The organism is Ruminococcus sp., assembly GCF_017650195.1.
GTDB lineage: Bacteria > Bacillota > Clostridia > Oscillospirales > Ruminococcaceae > Ruminococcus.
In genome coordinates this window covers 1-14,814 of the sequence record NZ_JAGCFH010000216.1, presented here as the reverse complement: position 1 = coordinate 14,814, position 14,814 = coordinate 1, and the positions used below count along the sequence as shown (strand labels likewise).

At 47.6% G+C, this 14,814-nt stretch carries 13 protein-coding genes; 10 read left to right on the top strand and 3 right to left on the bottom strand.

Annotation, left to right across the window (positions count from 1 at the left end; genetic code table 11):
• On the bottom strand, positions 1-744 hold a 744-nt coding region (locus J6U00_RS10020; RefSeq protein WP_296581484.1), incomplete at its 3' end, for an alpha/beta hydrolase-fold protein.
• 471 nt (positions 745-1,215) lie between these two features.
• Positions 1,216-2,514, bottom strand: coding sequence for a phosphopyruvate hydratase (gene eno / locus J6U00_RS10015; protein ID WP_296581482.1), 1,299 nt, complete (start codon positions 2,512-2,514; stop codon positions 1,216-1,218).
• A 543-nt stretch (positions 2,515-3,057) separates the two neighbouring features.
• Here eno and J6U00_RS10010 point away from each other — a divergent pair.
• The 10 genes from J6U00_RS10010 (at position 3,058) to J6U00_RS09965 (ending at position 12,145) form a co-directional block, all read left to right on the top strand.
• Entirely contained in the window at positions 3,058-3,270 is a 213-nt protein-coding gene (locus tag J6U00_RS10010; protein WP_024860596.1) for a FeoA family protein, read from the top strand.
• A 13-nt stretch (positions 3,271-3,283) separates the two neighbouring features.
• Positions 3,284-3,505 (top strand): ferrous iron transport protein A, encoded by a 222-nt coding sequence (locus tag J6U00_RS10005; protein ID WP_296581479.1) that lies wholly within the window; start codon positions 3,284-3,286, stop codon positions 3,503-3,505.
• A 72-nt stretch (positions 3,506-3,577) separates the two neighbouring features.
• On the top strand, positions 3,578-5,989 hold the full coding sequence (gene feoB, locus J6U00_RS10000; protein WP_296581476.1) for a ferrous iron transport protein B: 2,412 nt from the start codon (positions 3,578-3,580) through the stop codon (positions 5,987-5,989).
• Between the two features lie 12 nt (positions 5,990-6,001).
• Complete coding sequence (locus tag J6U00_RS09995) at positions 6,002-6,169, top strand: FeoB-associated Cys-rich membrane protein (protein WP_296581474.1); 168 nt, start codon at positions 6,002-6,004, stop codon at positions 6,167-6,169.
• An 88-nt stretch (positions 6,170-6,257) separates the two neighbouring features.
• A complete protein-coding gene (locus tag J6U00_RS09990) occupies positions 6,258-6,557 on the top strand; it encodes a DUF2325 domain-containing protein (protein ID WP_296581472.1) in 300 nt (99 codons plus the stop codon).
• A complete protein-coding gene (locus J6U00_RS09985; protein WP_296581470.1) occupies positions 6,544-7,107 on the top strand; it encodes a DUF3793 family protein in 564 nt (187 codons plus the stop codon). Before J6U00_RS09990 ends, J6U00_RS09985 begins: the two co-directional genes overlap by 14 nt.
• A gap of 11 nt (positions 7,108-7,118) precedes the next feature.
• On the top strand, positions 7,119-7,523 hold the full coding sequence (locus tag J6U00_RS09980; protein WP_296581468.1) for a flavodoxin: 405 nt from the start codon (positions 7,119-7,121) through the stop codon (positions 7,521-7,523).
• 12 nt (positions 7,524-7,535) lie between these two features.
• A complete protein-coding gene (locus tag J6U00_RS09975) occupies positions 7,536-9,026 on the top strand; it encodes a hemoblobin-interacting domain-containing protein (protein WP_296581466.1) in 1,491 nt (496 codons plus the stop codon).
• Between the two features lie 293 nt (positions 9,027-9,319).
• Entirely contained in the window at positions 9,320-10,753 is a 1,434-nt protein-coding gene (locus J6U00_RS09970; protein ID WP_296581464.1) for an NPXTG-anchored protein, read from the top strand.
• 66 nt (positions 10,754-10,819) lie between these two features.
• Positions 10,820-12,145, top strand: coding sequence for an FMN-binding protein (locus J6U00_RS09965; RefSeq protein ID WP_296581462.1), 1,326 nt, complete (start codon positions 10,820-10,822; stop codon positions 12,143-12,145).
• 311 nt (positions 12,146-12,456) lie between these two features.
• On the opposite strand, the gene J6U00_RS09960 is transcribed toward J6U00_RS09965, so the two are convergent.
• Positions 12,457-14,814 (bottom strand): glycoside hydrolase family 11 protein (locus J6U00_RS09960; RefSeq protein ID WP_296581460.1); only part of this gene is annotated, 2,358 nt, incomplete at its 5' end.

Here is a 14,814-nt window from a genome sequence, read left to right as displayed (position 1 = left end):
TCCGCAGTAGATAGCCTCACGACCACCCATTGAGAAACCTGTGATAGCTGTATTCTCTCTGCCTTCCTTTACAGAGTAGTTTTCCTTTATGAAAGGAAGAAGGCTCTCTGTTACGTCATAGAGGAAGTTATCATACTCTGCGCAGGTCTGCTGGTTGATACCGCTGGGACCGCTCATTGTCTTACTTGTGAACATATTAGGTGTTACAACGATGAACTCCTCAGCCTGACCGCTTGTCATAAGACCAGTCATAAGCTCCTGAACGCCCATGCCGCTTACCATATCGTTCTCGCTTCCCATGATACCATGGAGAACGAACATTACAGGATACTGCTTGCTTGCATTGTAGTTGGGAGGCAGAATAACGTTACATGTCTTCTGCTTGCCCGTATATTTACACATATATGTTTTCTTCTCAACTTTACACTGACTGCTCTTCTCAGCGCCACTGGGAACAGTCGTAGGCATATCATTCTTTATCTTTGCGTTGAGACCAGACTGTGCGTTGCCGCCGTTGCCAGCGTCTGAACCGATGTTGCCGCCGCCGTTGTTGAAGCCGCCTGCAAAACCGCTCCAGTCCATGCCGCCGCCATTGCCGCCCCAGCCGCCGCCTACACTGTCATTGATAATATTGCCTAAATCAATGTCAGATACAGCAGCTGTAGATGTTAGAGGTACACTTGCTGCGATCATCACCGCGGAGAGAGTTCCGCTGATGACCTTCTTCATTTTTGAAAGTTTCATTTCAATCACTCCTTTTTTTTATTAGCCCTGAGCAAAATACTGTAAAACAATAAAAAAGCGAAACAGGGCGATTTTTAATTTATCACTTAGAATCATACAGATTTTCCCCGTACAGCCTAAATACGAAGAAAATCTGTATGATATCTATTCAGAAGAAAATAAAACCAAACAGTTAACTCACTTTAATAAATACACCGTTAGTGTTTATTGTTAATAAACATTGGTGCATTTGCATAATATCTTCCATATCAATATACAATATTTAGCTAAAGAAGTAAAGGAAGCAACTTAAATTTGACAATATTTGGTCATAATTTAGCAATAAACGATTACTGCTCAAAATTAAATCATTGCTCTTGCCTGTTAGCTTCATCTTTGGGGTAATACTTGTATACGGTATAAGTTATAGCAAAAAACTCGCCTGCGTTTGAAAAACAGGCGAGTTTTTTATGAAAGGAAGGTTCATCTGGATTACTTTTTTATATTGAATGCTCCCATACCCGGATAGCAGGCAGAAGCACCAAGCTGCTCCTCTATGCGGAGAAGCTGATTGTATTTTGCAACACGCTCGGAACGGGAGGGAGCTCCTGTCTTTATCTGGCATGTATTGAGCGCAACTGCAAGGTCTGCGATTGTAGTATCGGCAGTCTCACCGGAACGGTGAGATGAGATAGCTGTATATCCAGCCTTGTGAGCCATTTTGATAGCTTCGAGGGTCTCGGAAACAGAGCCTATCTGATTTAGCTTGATGAGGATAGAATTTCCAGCGCCGAGAGATATACCCTTCGCAAGACGTTCCGTATTCGTAACGAAAAGATCATCACCTACAAGCTGAACCTTGTGTCCTATCTTAGCTGTCATCTTCTGCCAGCCTTCCCAGTCCTCTTCATCGAGACCGTCCTCAATGGAGATTATGGGATACTTGTCAACAAGAGCCTCCCAGTGAGTAATAAGCTCATCTGATGTGAATTCCTTTCCGGACTTTGGCTGCTTGTAGAAACCCTTGCCTTTTTCGCTCTTCCACTCAGAGGAAGCAGCATCCATAGCTATCATGAAGTCTCTGCCTGGCTCAAAGCCTGCTACCCTGACAGCTTCGAGTATCTTCTCGATAGCCTCTTCGTCAGATGTAAGCTTGTTGGGAGCAAAGCCGCCCTCGTCGCCTACAGCTGTAACGTCACCCATATTTTTGAGCAGCTTTTTCAGCGCATGGAAGACCTCTGCGCACCAGCGGAGAGCTTCTTTAAATGTGGGAGCTCCCACAGGCATTATCATGAACTCCTGAGTATCAACAGCGCTGTCAGCGTGAGCTCCGCCGTTGAGGATATTCATCATCGGCACAGGGAGCTTAGTGCCCTGAATACCGCCAAGGAAACGGTAAAGCGGGATATCAAGCGCGGTCGCAGCCGCTCTTGCACAGGCGATAGAAACAGCGAGTATCGCATTTGCGCCCAGCTTTGACTTGTCTTTAGTGCCGTCAGCCTTTATCATTGCCGCGTCGATAGCGTAAATGTCGGAAGCGTCCATGCCTGTGATAGTCTCGGCGATAACAGTATTGATATTATCAACAGCCTTTGTTACGCCCTTTCCGAGGTAGCGCTCTCCGCCGTCACGGAGCTCAAGAGCCTCAAATTCACCTGTAGAAGCACCGCTGGGAGCAGTTCCTCTTGCAACAGTTCCGTCAGCGAGAGTTATCTCAGCTTCAACGGTAGGGTTTCCGCGTGAGTCTAGTATCTCACGTCCCACGACCTTTTCGATTTCTAAATAGTCCATAGTATTCTCCTGTTTTGATATATTTAATGTGGTAAACACATTATTGACAGTGCAGGCTCTTGTATACGGGATATTCGCACTTATCCCATAAAACCCGAAAGGAGCCTGCATAATGATTTATTTAGTTAGAATTAACTAACATTTAGATTATATCATCATTTACCCTCCCTGTCAATTTGTTTTCTTATATTTGTGCGAGCTAACAAAATTGTTCTGCAATTCATAGATTATAGTGTAAAAATCACATAAACCGTCCGCTGTCTATTAAAAAAGCCGGTGCAAAAACAGTTCTCAGGTTTCCGCAGGTTTACAAATAACACCGCTTACTACAGCCCGGCAGTAATTCTTTATTTAACACCAAAAATTCTGTTAGTCAGTTCTTACAAATTGTTATTATATACAAACTTTATAGCCGTATTTCTGAAATCGTTGACAAATGTAAGTTAAGGTGCTATTATTTATTCGTTATAAGGTGCTAACTGATTTTTCAATATATCACAGTAAAATATGATGACAAAAATAAACTGAATGGAAGGATGAAGAATGATGCCGCTTAGTTTAGCAGAACCTGAAAAGGAGCTGACTATCAAGAAGCTGGGAGGAAGCCCTGAAGTACGCCAGCATCTTGAAAATCTCGGATTTACCGTAGGCGGGACCGTCAAGCTCATAAACGTACTTGGCGAAAACGTCATTGTCAAGGTCAAGGAGTCGCGTATCGCTATAGGTGCGGATATGGCGCGGAGAATAATGGTCTGAATGGAGTGATGATATGAAAACGCTCAGAGAAACAGCTGTCGGTTCGACGGCAAAGGTGAAGAAGCTTCACGGAGAGGGTGCGATAAAGCGCCGCATAATGGATATGGGACTCACCACGGGCACAGAGGTGTTCGTCCGGAAGGTAGCTCCTCTCGGCGACCCTATAGAGATAAAGGTGCGCGGCTATGAGCTGTCCCTGAGAAAGGCTGACGCCGAGCTTATCGAGGTCGAATGAAACATAAGGACTTTTCAGTCCTTATGTTTTTGATATTATGTTAGCTACAAATAACTTGAAAGGAAGATATAAATGGAACTGCGAATAGCACTTGCAGGAAACCCCAATGCAGGCAAGACCACCCTGTTCAATGCGCTTACAGGCTCAAACCAGTTCGTAGGAAACTGGCCGGGCGTTACCGTTGAAAAGAAGGAGGGAAAGCTGAAAAAGCACAGCGACGTGATCCTCACCGACCTGCCGGGCATCTATTCATTATCGCCGTATACTCTCGAAGAAGTTGTCGCACGAAATTATCTTATTGAAACAAGACCGGACGCAATACTGAATATAATCGACGGAACGAATCTTGAACGAAATCTCTACCTTACCACACAGCTGGTGGAGCTCGGCATACCCGTTGTTATCGCCATAAACATGATGGACGTTGTTCAGAAGAACGGCGACAAGATAAACATTACACAGCTCTCGAAGCAGCTGGGATGTAAGATAGTCGAGATATCCGCCCTGAAAGGCACAGGCGTTGACGAGGCTGCGGAAGCGGCTATCAGCGCCGCAAAGAACAGCAAAACTATCCCTCAGCACACCTTCAGCGGTCCTGTTGAGCACGCAATAGCTCATATCGAAGAAGCGGTGCTTCACGATATGCCTGAGGAGCAGCAGCGCTGGTACGCTATCAAGGTCTTTGAGCGCGACGAAAAGGTCCTTGAAAAGCTTAATATCCCCGAAAGCACACTGAAGCACATCGAAAACGACATAAAAGGCGCTGAAAAGGAGCTTGACGACGACGCGGAAAGCATTATCACCAACGAGCGCTACATCTACATAGCGGACGTTATAAAGGCTTGCTACCGCAAGAAAAACGCAGGCAGCCTCACAGTCTCCGACAAGATAGACAAGATAGTCACCAACCGCTGGCTGGGACTTCCTATATTTGCGGTCATAATGACCCTTGTTTACCTCATAGCAATGAAGGGACCCGGAGCATGGGCTACGGACTGGACAAACGACAACCTTTTCGGCGACGGCTTCCACCTCTTCGGTATAGGCTCGTCTAAATACTCCGAAATCGCCGACGAGTACGCAGGCGCACAGCAGATAATCGACGGCTATGACGCTTACATCGAGGAAAACGGCACTGCTCCCGAAGGCGAGTTCACATACTCTGTTGAGGACGAGGAAACTCTTGAAACAACAGACGAAACAGCAACTATCGAGGATTACAATGAAGCCCTTGCAACTGTAGAGCGTATCGGCGACGAGCCCGACCCTGCGGACTACGGCGTATTCATACCGAGTATCCCGGCTCTTGCCGAGAGTGCTCTTGACAAGGTAAACGCCGCTGAATGGCTGAAAGGACTTATCATTGACGGTATCATCGCAGGTGTGGGAGCTGTTCTCGGATTCGTTCCGCAGATGCTGGTCCTGTTCTTCCTGCTTGCCTTCCTTGAAGCCTGCGGATATATGGCGCGTATCGCCTTTGTTCTCGACCGTGTGTTCCGTAAATTCGGACTCTCCGGCAAGTCTTTCATACCTATGCTGGTAGGCGTAGGCTGCGGAGTTCCCGGCATTATGGCTTCAAGAACAATCGAAAACGAGCGCGACAGGCGTATGACTATCATTACTACCACATTCATTCCCTGCGGTGCAAAGGTACCCTTCATCGCAATGATAGCAGGCGCTATATTCGGCGGCTCACCCCTCATATCAGTATCAGCCTACTTCATCGGTATGGCTGCAATAATCATATCCGGTATCATGCTGAAAAAGACGGCAATGTTCTCAGGCGAGCCCGCCCCCTTCGTTATGGAGCTCCCCGCATATCACATGCCCACACTCAGCAACGTTCTCCGCTCCATGTGGGAGCGCGGCTGGTCCTTCATCAAGAAGGCAGGCTCTATCATACTTATCTCCACTATCGTTGTATGGTTCCTGTCACGCTTCGGAACAGTTGACGGCAGCTTCGGTATGCTTGACGAGGATCAGCTTGACAGCTCTCTCCTTGCAGGCTTCGGCTCACTCATCGCGTGGATATTCACTCCTCTCGGCTGGGGCAACTGGCAGGCAGCCGTGGCTTCTATCACGGGACTTGTGGCAAAGGAGAATATCGTCGGAACTATGGGCGTGCTCTACGGCGGCGGCGACGGCACTGTATGGCAGACCCTTGCTTCAAAATTCACAGGCATCACAGGCTTCTCCTTCCTTGTATTCAATCTCCTCTGCGCTCCCTGCTTTGCAGCTATCGGAGCTATCAAGCGTGAGATGAACAACGCAAAATGGACTGCCTTTGCTATCATATACCAGTGCAGCTTCGCTTACGCAATAGCGCTTATGATAACACAGTTCGGCAGACTTTTCACAGGAGAGGCAAATGCTATAGGCGTTATCGCAGCAGCTGCGATACTGCTGTTTATATGCTATATGCTCTTTATTAAGAAGTATCACGAAGCTTCAAAGCTCAAGGGCAGCGTAAAGATAAAAGCATAAGGGAGTGATAATATGCTCGCATGGCTGGCTGAAAATCTCGGAACTATCGTCATATCACTGATACTGGCAGGCACAGTTACAGCGATCATCGTCAGTGCGGTAAAGGACAGAAAGCAGGGCAAGAGCTCCTGCGGCTGCAACTGCGAGCACTGTGCTATGCACGGAAAATGTCATAAATAAGGTTGAAATGTTTATGGGGCGGTGTTCGCACCGCCCCAGACATTGAGATATAAGTTAGTATAAACTAATACATAAAAAGGAGGAATATATGAGCATAGTTATCGTCGGCGGCAATGACCGCATGGCAACACGTTATCAGGATATCTGCAAATCATTCAATTTCAAGTCCAAGGTTTTCACACAAATGCCGGCGGACTTCGAGAACAAGCTTGGTACTCCTGATCTTATGGTGGTTTTCACAGGGACCTGTTCCCATAAAATGCTGGGAGCCGTAAAGAAGAGCTCCGAGAAAAACGGCGTGCCTGTAGAGCACGTTCACAGCTCCAGCGTGAGTGCGCTGAAGCAGCTGCTCACAAGTATAAAGGGTAGAAAATATGTCCGAAGCTGAACGCATACAGCTTGACAGCGACCTTGCATTCCACAGCGCTCCCACCCTGATGGGAGTAAAGTGTGCAAGCCTCATCTCCTTTGGCAGAAGCGAGCGGACGATTGCGGAATATCTGCAATTGTCCGCAGCCAAGCTGTCGGCAAGAGGACTTACGGCACTGCAGCTGTGCAGGTGCCGGGAACGTACCCTCGTATACATCTACAATGAAAAAATGCTGTCTGCATGGCTGGATATGCCGCAGGTCCGGGAGCTTCTTGCCGAGTACGGTTATACCCCGGATATGAGTATCGGAGAAAAGCTGCTCAGGCTCTCAGACCGTATGAGCTGCGGCAGCTTTCCCCATGAGATAGGCGCTTTTCTCGGCTATCCCGTGGGAGATATACGCGGCTTCATCAGCAACGGCGGCAAAAACTGTCTGCTTTGCGGCTACTGGAAGGTATACGGCAACGCCGAAAAGGCACGGCAGACATTCAGGACTTACGATCGCTGCAGGGATATCCTGTTCGATAGATTAAACCACGGTCTGGACTTGTTTCAGGCTGTAAAATAGGAGGAAAATATATGAAAACAGCAGTAATTTATTGGAGCGGCACAGGCAATACCGAGGCTATGGCCAAGGCTGCGGCAGAGGGTGCCAATGCAGAGCTCTTCACAGTGTCGGAGTTCAGCGGAAACGCAGCTGACTATGACGCTTTTGCTTTCGGCTGCCCTGCAATGGGAGCCGAGGTACTGGAGGAGGACGAGTTCGAGCCCTTCTTCACATCTATAGAAGCTTCACTCAGCGGCAAAAAGGTACTTCTCTTCGGCTCCTACGGCTGGGGCGACGGCGAGTGGATGCGCAACTGGTACGACCGTACAAAGGCAGCAGGCGCAGAGCTCATCAGCGATGAGGGCTTCATCGTAAACGAAGCTGCTTCCGACGACGATCTTGCCAAGCTCAAAGAGCTTGCTGCAAAGCTTGCATAAGGAGACAGGGAAATGAAGAAGATCACAGCTATTTTATGCGCCGCAGCCTGCATGACAGCAGCGGCTCCGTTCTCAGCCTTTGCAGCTGACGGCGACAAGGTATACGGCACTATGAATATCCCCTACGCTGATTTTTACGCAGCAGAGCTCAATAACAGCGTTCCCGTGGACGCAGTCTCCTCCGCGACCACCAACAAGTGGAAGGGCAACACTACAGGAAGCATAGGCGATGACGGAAAGTGGCAGAACGGCGGACTTGCCGCAGGCACCTTCAATACAGAAACTGAAAACGGCGGCGGAAAGATACTCGGCGTTACCTATCCCGTGGAGATATCCAAGTCCGATCTTGACTCCCTCAGTGATAAAATGGGATTTACGGAGCTCTCAGAGAAGCCAAAGGCATACAAGCCTGTTACGGTCGAAAGCGGCAAGGCGTCCTTCGGCAAGCTTGTCGATACAGACGGTGAGGAAACTCTCAGCGGAGAAATGACTGTAACAAGCCTTTCAAGTTGGGGTGACTATCAGATAAATGTTAAAGGTATACCCGCAAACTGCGATATTTACGGCGTTATCGTCAAGACCAAGGAAGGCACTGACTATGGTATGCGCGCTCTTGAAAACATCTGGCGAAACGGCGCTATTTCATGGGGTGCAGGAGTCAAGGAGAAAGAGCCTCACGGCAATATTCTCTCCTCGGAACACTACAAGACATCTCAGGGACAGACTATCACTGAAGTAACATTCATTACCCTCAACGGTTACAGCACACTTTCAGGACAGAATGGATATCTCCCGATTAAGTTTACCGACAGCATTACAGTCGAGAGTGGAAAGTCCGGAAAGGGCTCCGTTACCTTTGACAATTCCTCATTCCCCTCTGATTACAAGGCAAAGGGCACAGTTGCAGACGGCTTCACGGTATCGGGAAACACCGTCAGCTACAATAACGCACAGCCGGGAAACTACACTCTCACAGTATCCGACGAGGGCGGAAAGTACTCCGATATAAGAGGAAGCTTCACCCTTTCAACAGACCAGATACCGGTGAAATACTCTGACGGCAAACTTGTGGCTGCTGACGGAGCTTCCCTGACAGGCGCTGCGAACTACCTCAAGAACATCTCCGCCGTAACTGTAGGCGAAAAGAGATATGCCGCAGGAAGGCGCGGGGCTACAGTTATCGACTCTCAGACAGGCGAGATAAAGCTTGATGCCAAGTCGGGTGAGGAAAATGTATTCGACGGCTCCGGAAATTACAAGCTCACAGTTGAGGCGACGGGCTATGAGAAGAACTACGAGTTCGAGATAAATACTCAGGCTGCGGAAACTACCACGACCACAGCTCTGATAACAACTACAACGACTAAAACTACCACAGCTTCAAAAACTACTACTGCAAGCTCCAACAGTCCCAAAACGGGATCAAGCAGTGCGGCGCTGCCCGTAACGTTCTTTGCACTTGCCGGATTATCCGCATTTGCATTCAGAAAGAAGAACGACTGATACACTCTCCATTCTAAGCTTATGACCTCTGCGGCTGAGCGGGAGCGATAAAGCTCATTTATCGCTCTCACTGTATCAATAAAAAGGATATGCTGCGGAGGTCATATACTGTATATGCGCCTTTGTTCCCATGTAATGTCAGCCAAAATGCATTGTTTGACTAAAAAATGACATATATTAATTATTTATGTTATTAAAAACTCACATTGACATACCATGCTGTTTGCTGTAAAATATACTTAGTCTATTTAAATTATTTACCAGACAAACTTACAACAAAAGGAGCATTTCTAATGAACAAGATCATCTCAATCATCAGTGCAGCAGTCTGTACCGCGTCGCTTGCAGCTGCAACGTTTTCATCGTCTGCTGCGGAAAACGAAAAGGTATACGGTACAATGGAAATACCCTACGCCGATTTCTACAAAGCAGAGATCGAAAGCACTTATGAGGTAGACGCAGTTTCCTCTGCTACTGAGAAGAAGTGGAAGATGAACGGCGAAGGTGAGTATGTTGAAGGCACCTACAATGACGGAAACGGAACTATTCTCGGTGTAAGATACCCTGTAGAGGTATCGTCTGAGGACGTTGCCGCTCTCAGTGAAAAGTACGGCTTTACTCCCCTTGACAGCAAGCCTGCCGCTTATAAGGAGGTATCACTTTCAGGCGGCGCTCTCAGCGTATCCAAGCTTGTTGACACAAATGGCGAGCAAACCGTTGACGGCTCTGCGACCGTTTCCACAAACAGCTACTACGGCGACTATCAGATCAAGGTAACTGGATATCCTGAGAATACGGTACTGTATGGAGTTATCGTAAATACAAAGGAAGACGACCACTACGCTATGCGTCACCTTGAAAATATCTGGAGAAACGGCTCTTATGCATGGTCTGCAGGTATCAAGACTATAGAATACCACGGAAACCATGTGAGCTACGAAGACTATGAAAGCTCAAAGGGAAAGACCGTGACCTCGGTAACCTTTATCACACTTGACGGCTATACCACTGTCAACGTTGGCGAGCAGTATCTTCCTATCAGGTTTGCAGGCGAGGTCAAGGCAGAGGACGCTGCAGCAGGCACAGGAAAGACTTCTCTTTCTATCACAGGCTTCCCAGAGGATTATAAAAAGGTAATAACAGCAGACGAGGGTCTGACTGCTACTGAGACCGAGGTAAGCTACACAAACGCAAAGCCCGGAGCATATAATGTCAACGTAGAAGACGAGAGCGGCAAATACGCTCCCATGACAGCTCAGTTCGTTCTCTCTACAAACGATGTACCCGTTAAGTATGCCGACGGCAAGCTCACAACAGCAGACGGCTTCACAGACGAGGACAAGGCAAACTTCCTGAACAATCTTTCCACTGTGGATATAAACGGCACATCCTACAGAGCTACCGGCAAAAACGGCATCAAGCTCTTCAGCGAGGACGACTCCGTAAACTTCGACACAGCCGTAAAGGAAGAAAAGGTATTTACAAGCGAGGGTACATATAATATCACTCTCAACTCCACAGGCTACAATAACCCCTACAGCTTTGAAGCTAAAAATGAGGCACAGAATACAACAACTACTACCGTAAAGGTAACAACTAAAGCAAAGACAACAACAAAAACCTCAAACAGCCCCAAGACCGGAGCCAAAAGCATGGCTCTGCCTGTAACTGTGTTAGCATTCGCAGGAGCAGCAGCCTTTGTCCTCAGAAAGAAAAACGATCAATAATCATGATATTTTTACCCATGCAGCTTAACTGCTGCGTGGGTAAAACAATGATAAGAGGTAATAAATATGTTATTTTTGATTTCACTTTTTATAGCGGTCATTGTCGCTTTCTGTCTTGACAAGCCGCTGAAAAAACATCCTGCGGTATTCTATATCACAGCAGCTGTCCTCACTGCCGCATCTATCCTTGTATCCCAGTCCGGTATAACCATATCCAGCCCGTTTATAAGGGACTATGTTATAGGAATGTTCTCCCGCGGAGCTCTCGGAGCCGCATTCTGGGCGATAGTTATGTGGGCAGGAGCTCTTCCGGCAGGCTCGGCTCCCATAAAGAAGCTCATGCCAATACGCGGAGAGCTTTCCATAACCGCTGCTATACTCACACTTGCACATATCGTCACATTCGGTATGCGTTATATCACAAGCATAATCAACGGCAGAACAGGTACAGGCAGCGCTTTCAGGGACTTTGTCATCACCTGTATCCTGTCTGTTTCAATGACTCTGATAATGGTCCCGCTTACAGTTATGTCATTCAAGGCAGTACGTAAGAAGATGAACGCAAAGACATGGAAAAAGATACAGCGCCTTGCCTATCTTTTCTATGCTATGATATATATCCATATCATGGTGCTTTTCGTTCCCAAGGCTCAAAAGGGCAGGGAGGGCTACTTTCTCAGCGTCCTGGTATACAGCGCAGTATTCATCGGCTATGCCGTTCTCAGGCTCAGGAAGGCATATCTTTCAAAGAATAAAGAAGCTTCAAGGCTCATTCCCAATGCAGCATGCGCCTTTGCCTTCATCATTCCCCTTTGCCTGAGCGGAATAGTATCACGCAGCGTAAAAACCGAGCAAAAGCCTGTCAGCACCTCCCTTGAGCCAACCTTTGAATCTCCGGAGGACGTTCAGACTACCGCTGAAACCACATCAGTAACAGCAACCGCCACAGGAAAGGCCACTACCTCCGTCAAGGCAGCCACAACAGCTGTTACAACCTCAGGAAGCACTGAAAAGACCACAGAGTCTGCAACCGAGGAAACGACCCAGCCTATAACCGAAGAAGAAAACGTCAGTGATCAGCAGGAGAGCAACGAGCCCGAGGAAACTCCACAGCAGAGCTACAGGTTCAGAAACGGAACTTTTGAGGGCACAGGCGAGGGCTACGAGGGAAAGGTCCATGTCACCTTGACCATTGAAGATGACGTTATCACTTCTATCAATGCAAGTTCCGACGACGATCCAGAATATTTCGACGATGCAATGGATAAGGTACTTCCCCAGATTAAGAGCAGCATGAGCGCAGACGGCGTTGACGCTTGCTCAGGCGCAACATACAGCTCAAACGGCATAATAGAAGCCGCAAGAAAGGCTCTGGAACAGGCAGCCAACTGAAGAAGCATCTCCACAGAATATACCATCTAAGATATGATATGTTTCCAAAACAGCGGTGCTGATTATTCAGCACCGTTTTTGTTTATACGGATCACATATTCAGATCATGCAAAAAGTCCACATGAGGTACACCTTTTTAAATATTCAAGGGTTAAATGTTGACAAAGAGCCAGTTTCACCTCTTTGTTGAGAGAGGTTTTTATTTTCATTGGAAGAGGAAATAGGGCAGTAAAAAACCTCCTATGGCATTGTGTCATAGGAGGCTTTGTATTTGTTTTACCTATCCGGATCAGTACCGGATTCAGTTATCCTCAGAATAAGTTCTTGATTATGCCAAGCAGGAATTCCTGTATCCTGAGAGCGTCGTTTGTTGTAAGACCGTCGCCGTCAGTATCTGCATTTACCTTGCCCTGCTCTGTAAGAGCATTTGCAGATGTACCGCCAATACCGTACTTATTCGGGTTAGCGAGTGACTGCATTATAAGAACTGCGTCTGCCATATCAACTGTATCATCACAGTTTACATCTCCTGCCTTTGTCATTGTAAGCTGAGGAGCTGTAGTAGTTGTAGTTGTTGTTACAGGCTCAGTAGTTGTGGTAGTCGTAGTGGAAGTAGTCGTTGTAGTTGTTGATGTGGTAGTGGTAGTAGTAGTCGTAGTGGTTGTTGTAGTTGTAGTTGTTGTGGTAGTAGTCGTTGTGGTAGTAGTTGTTGTGGTAGTTGTAACAGCAGGCTGTGAAGCAGCAACATATGCATCAATAGTCTCTGCAAAGAAGTTGCCTATCTTCTTGTAGCCGCCGCCATTGGGGTGGAGCTGGTCGCCGCTGATATCGTTCATGCCGTCGAGACAGCCGTGAACATCAGCAAACTTAACGTTCTTACCCTTGCTTGCATATTCCTCAGCAACACTCTTTACTGTGTTGTTGTAGTTGCCTATCTTCTGTGTATTTCCGCCGTAAGCTGTATGCTCAGGTACTGAACACAGGAAGATAACGCCGTCTGAAGGCATATCTGCCAGCATATAATCAAGCATAGCTCGGAGATCAGATGCACAAGCATCCATTGAGCGGTTTGCTGTTAGGTCGTTAGTACCGATCATGAGAAGTATGATATCAGGCTGATTCTGCTTAACAACGTTTCCATTCTTGAGCTCGTTGTAAAGGCTTCCCTTGCCGCCCTGCTGCTGTCCCCAGCTTGGAATTTCCTTGATCTGGTAGCCGCTGAAGCCTGCATGGTTGTCGTCATATGTAATTCCGTTAGCAGAAGCATTGTCTCTTCCGTTAGGACCTACCATGTCTATCTTATAGCCCTTCTTTGTAAGAGCATCGTAGAGGTACTTTCTGTAGCCGCCCTGCTCTCCGTCACCGTTGGTGATTGAGTCGCCGGCAGGCAGGATCTTTATGGTCTTGCTCTTATCGATAGTACTTGAACCGGTTCCAGGCTGATCATTGTTGCCCGGCTGGGTGCTTCCCGACGATGTACCTACTGTACCCTGTCCTGTTACGACCGATGAAGCCTTGCCGGACTTGGATACCTGAACTGCGTCAACATAGAAGTCGCAGAGGTCGCCGGAGCTCTCAGGAGTCTCGATGTAGAGTATAAGGTCACCAGAATTTGAAGGAATGGTAAACTCTGTATTCTCAAGCTTTGTCCACTCGCCGCTCTTAGCTGTACAGTCAGCGATCTGTGTATAAGAAGCGCTGTTGCCGTCGCCCTGCTGGAGAGACATCTGTATAGTCGATGAACTTCCCGTGGTCTGGAGGACTGCAGCGCTGAAGCTGTAGGTTTCTCCAGGAACGAACGCACTTGAATCAAGCGCTATAGCACAGCCGTTCCACTCATTTGCTCTGTCTGTAACATAGAGCGACTTTGCGCCGTCGTAGTAATTGCTGCTGTTTGTTGTAACAGAAGAATTTCCTCTTGCAACCCAGTCGCCTGCACCGCTCTCGAAGTCGTTTGTAAAGTAGTCGCCGTTTGCATCGGGCTCTACTGTCTTTGTAGGTGTGCTTCCGCCGCCGCCGCCACCGCCGTCATAACCATTCTCATAAACAGCGAGGCTCTTTACATTAGCAGAACCACTTGATCTATAGCCCTCAATATTAAGAGATACTTCATAAAGAGTACCTGACATATCAAGACCAGCCTTTGACCATGCGTCAAAGTGCTTGCCAACATGGATAGTTCCCTTCATGTAGTTTGTTGTGTTGTTCCTTGAACCGCTTGTCTGACGGATGCTCCAGTACTGCGGGAATGTAGCTGTACCGTCAAGAGAAGGCTGATTGTAACGCATTGTCTTAGCAATATCATATGTATTGCCGTCGAGAGTTACAGTACCCTTTCTCTCTGCTCCGTCTCCGGGTGGACGCCAGTCGCCCCAGCCTTCAACGATGTAGTATTCCATAAGAGGATTTCTTGTCCATCCGTATACGCACATATACGAATTTCCTCTAGGTGTGTACTCAACATCATAAGTAAGAGTAATATCAGAACCTATCTGATTATATCTCTGCTTCTTGCTGTCGTAGTTTTTGCCCATACGTGCCAGGAAGTTCTCAATGCCGCTCCATGAGCAGGTGAAAGAGCCTGCGCCGGGGTTCATTGAAACCTGACCAGTATAGTTCTGATTCCACATCTCGTAATCGAATCCGCCAATATTTCCTCTCTGCTGCTG

What these genes read in the sequence shown, in the direction of transcription:
- J6U00_RS10005 (WP_296581479.1), top strand. Translation starts at nt 3,284, where the DNA reads ATGAAAACGCTCAGAGAAACAGCTGTCGGTTCGACGGCAAAGGTGAAG.
- feoB (WP_296581476.1), top strand. Translation starts at nt 3,578, where the DNA reads ATGGAACTGCGAATAGCACTTGCAGGAAACCCCAATGCAGGCAAGACC.
- J6U00_RS09975 (WP_296581466.1), top strand. Translation starts at nt 7,536, where the DNA reads ATGAAGAAGATCACAGCTATTTTATGCGCCGCAGCCTGCATGACAGCA.
- J6U00_RS09990 (WP_296581472.1), top strand. Translation starts at nt 6,258, where the DNA reads ATGAGCATAGTTATCGTCGGCGGCAATGACCGCATGGCAACACGTTAT.
- J6U00_RS09980 (WP_296581468.1), top strand. Translation starts at nt 7,119, where the DNA reads ATGAAAACAGCAGTAATTTATTGGAGCGGCACAGGCAATACCGAGGCT.
- J6U00_RS09965 (WP_296581462.1), top strand. Translation starts at nt 10,820, where the DNA reads ATGTTATTTTTGATTTCACTTTTTATAGCGGTCATTGTCGCTTTCTGT.
- J6U00_RS09985 (WP_296581470.1), top strand. Translation starts at nt 6,544, where the DNA reads ATGTCCGAAGCTGAACGCATACAGCTTGACAGCGACCTTGCATTCCAC.
- J6U00_RS09970 (WP_296581464.1), top strand. Translation starts at nt 9,320, where the DNA reads ATGAACAAGATCATCTCAATCATCAGTGCAGCAGTCTGTACCGCGTCG.
- eno (WP_296581482.1), bottom strand. Translation starts at nt 2,514, where the DNA reads ATGGACTATTTAGAAATCGAAAAGGTCGTGGGACGTGAGATACTAGAC.
- J6U00_RS09995 (WP_296581474.1), top strand. Translation starts at nt 6,002, where the DNA reads ATGCTCGCATGGCTGGCTGAAAATCTCGGAACTATCGTCATATCACTG.
- J6U00_RS10010 (WP_024860596.1), top strand. Translation starts at nt 3,058, where the DNA reads ATGATGCCGCTTAGTTTAGCAGAACCTGAAAAGGAGCTGACTATCAAG.